This is a genomic window from Thiohalocapsa sp. (assembly GCF_019695415.1).
Lineage (GTDB): Bacteria > Pseudomonadota > Gammaproteobacteria > Chromatiales > Chromatiaceae > Thiohalocapsa.
Genome location: NZ_JAIFKJ010000007.1, coordinates 1 through 1,953 on the forward strand (window position 1 = coordinate 1; position 1,953 = coordinate 1,953).

At 59.8% G+C, this 1,953-nt stretch carries 3 protein-coding genes; 2 read left to right on the top strand and 1 reads right to left on the bottom strand.

From position 1 onward, the window contains the following. Nucleotides 1-51: 51 nt before the first annotated feature. On the bottom strand, nt 52-288 hold the full coding sequence (locus tag I6U14_RS00085; protein WP_296895853.1) for an AbrB/MazE/SpoVT family DNA-binding domain-containing protein: 237 nt from the start codon (nt 286-288) through the stop codon (nt 52-54). 422 nt (nt 289-710) lie between these two features. Here I6U14_RS00085 and I6U14_RS00090 point away from each other — a divergent pair, with 422 nt between their 5' ends. Together I6U14_RS00090 and I6U14_RS00095 are read left to right on the top strand one after the other, a co-directional pair. Next, on the top strand, nt 711-1,310 hold the full coding sequence (locus tag I6U14_RS00090; RefSeq protein WP_296895855.1) for an ABC transporter ATP-binding protein: 600 nt from the start codon (nt 711-713) through the stop codon (nt 1,308-1,310). Continuing rightward, nucleotides 1,303-1,953 (top strand): ABC transporter permease (locus I6U14_RS00095; protein ID WP_296895856.1); only part of this gene is annotated, 651 nt, incomplete at its 3' end. The genes I6U14_RS00090 and I6U14_RS00095, both read left to right, overlap by 8 nt.

The window sequence follows — 1,953 nt, forward strand, 5'->3', positions numbered from 1 at the left end:
AGATGTGGTTAAGAGACAGCAATACCTCTTCGACTGTGAGGTACTTCAACGTTACTCCTCAGCCAGGGTTTCCAGAGCCGGTTGATACCTTTCAATGAACTGATCCACCTGATCCAAGAAGCCAGGACGCACGCCGGGCAAAGTGGTTGGAATGAGGACGATGTGAGTGCGTTCTGCATCTACCGTGACGGTCACCTCATCGCCCAACTCCAATCCGGTGGCCTCCAATACCTCCGGTGGGAGTGAGACCACGGCACTATTTCCGGTGCGGAAAATTTTTCGTCCCATTTGAGCCTCCTTACAAAGTACTTACATTGTAAGTATATCATACCTCTTGGGCGGGTCAAGGTCGGCTTCAAGCAGCGTTTGTGTCAGGAACAGGGACGTGATAAAATAAAAATCGAGAGAGCCCCGACTCTCTCGTACGAGGCCGGGGCTATAGCCGAGGCGGGCCAAGCGCCCCGATGGGTTCATTCTATCAGTAATCGTCTCGTTGGACAAGCCCTTATCTGCCTCTGTGTGGCGAGTTTATTATTTTCTGCCGATCCCTTGAGCATAGCTCTCGGCGTGATTATCGCGGAGCTTCTATCAGGCAGACGCGGGTGCTCCGTTAGCGGATTAGGTGACCAATGAGAGACGATTTTATGCGGCTTGAAAAGCTCTCCAAGAGCTTTAGAGAAGGACCACACACACGCTCTGTGCTGCGAGACGTGAACGCTGTCTTTGCCAAGGGCGAGTCGGTGGCCGTGGTAGGCCAGAGCGGCAGCGGCAAGAGCACTTTGCTGAACTTGATCAGCGGCATCGATGACGCCGACGGTGGCGCCATCTGGCTCGATGGTCAGAATCTGACCGCTCTCGAAGAGCGACAGCGCACCCTCTTTCGTCGCCGTCACATCGGCTTCGTTTTTCAGTTCTTCAACTTGCTCCCTACGTTGACCGTGTGGGAGAACGTCATGCTTCCCCTGGAGCTCAACGGCATCAATGGCGCGGACGCTAGCCAGCGTGTGCAGTCTCTGCTCGATGCCGTGGGGCTGGGCGACCGTGGCGATACCTTCCCGGACCGGCTATCCGGCGGTGAGCAACAGCGCATCGCCATCGCTCGTGCTCTGGTCCACGATCCGCGCCTGGTGCTGGCCGACGAACCAACGGGCAACCTCGACGAAGATACGGGGTGCCAGGTCTTGAATCTGCTGGATCGCCTCACCCGGCGGGCGGGTAAGAATCTGGTTCTGGTCACACACAGTCCAGACGCCGCTGCTTATGCCGACCGTATCCTCTACCTGCGCGACGGGAAGCTCGTCGATGCCTGAGAGCGCGATGGAAATTGGGCTATCCAGCTTCGCCCCACGCACGCTGTGGGCTCTGGGACGGCGCTACTTGATGCGTCACCTGTGGCAGAGCGTGCTGATGATTCTGGGCATCACGCTTGGTGTAGCCGTCGTCGTGGCCGTTGACCTGGCTAACGTCAGTGCTAGCCGGGCTTTCGATCTCAGCATCGACGCCGTCGCCGGACGAGCCACCCATCAGATCGTCGGCGGGCCACAGGGTCTGGACGAGACAATCTACACTGACTTGCGACGTGCGGGTGTAGTGAGTACAGCGGCTCCCGTCGTCACCACCTACGCCACCTCGCCCCAACTGGGGAACCAGGCGATGCAGCTTTTGGGCGTGGACCCCTTCGCCGAGCCGCCCTTTCGCAGTTACCTTTGGAGTGGAGAGCGGGCCTCGCTGGCCGAACTGACTGCCTTCCTGACCGGGCCGGGGGCGGTGCTGATCGCGGCCGAGGTCGCGGAACGGCATCAACTGGCGCCCGGCTCCAGCATAGAGCTGGATGTGGAGGGACGTCGGCGGGAGGTCACAGTCGTCGGCCTCCTGGAGCCCGGCGATGACCTCAGCCTCCGCGCGCTGTCCGGCATCATCCTGACCGACATCGCCACGGCGCAGGAGTTGGCC